We start from the raw sequence: 543 nt of genomic DNA on the forward strand, positions 1-543 counted from the left end.
TGATTTTTATGAGGGTTAATGAATGAGGATGCGGTTCATAAGCTACTGACTTTTGTATCGTAAGTCTCTGACTTTTGTATCGTAAGTCTCTGGCTTTTGCACCGTAAGTCTTTGGTTTCCGTTTCGGAAGTAACCGGCTTTGCTATGACACATGACACTTATGACAGTGAATTCTGAAGATTTGCTCTCGCGCGGGCAGGCAGGAAAAATCAGGCCGAAAGTTCCTGCCTGCCCGCGTGCGAGGCGAAAAGTTGAAAAACTAGTGTCATAAGTGTCATAGTGTCATAATCTGACCAGTGGGAACCGATGGCTTGGGAGCGGCTAGAACGGGGCATCATCATCGGATTGCGGCGAGTTGATGCAGAGGGATACCTGGTATGCCTTGATTTCCTCGGCAGTACGTATAATCGCCCTGTAACCACGGTTGTGGGTGGTGCGCATCTTTTCGAATCCGAGATCATTGAAAGCTCTGCCCAACTTGGTGCTACTCAGCTTCTGAGAGATGTTGCAACTGATGATCTGCATCGCTCTGGCTATGGACAC

General features: G+C 48.3%; 1 protein-coding gene. It reads right to left on the reverse strand.

Annotation, left to right across the window (positions count from 1 at the left end; translation table 11 throughout):
- Positions 1 to 321 precede the first annotated feature (321 nt).
- Positions 322 to 543: hypothetical protein (locus KSW37_RS15770; protein ID WP_217315396.1), on the reverse strand; the 222-nt coding region annotated here is incomplete at its 5' end.

This window comes from Segatella copri, from assembly GCF_019127135.1.
Taxonomy (GTDB): domain Bacteria; phylum Bacteroidota; class Bacteroidia; order Bacteroidales; family Bacteroidaceae; genus Prevotella.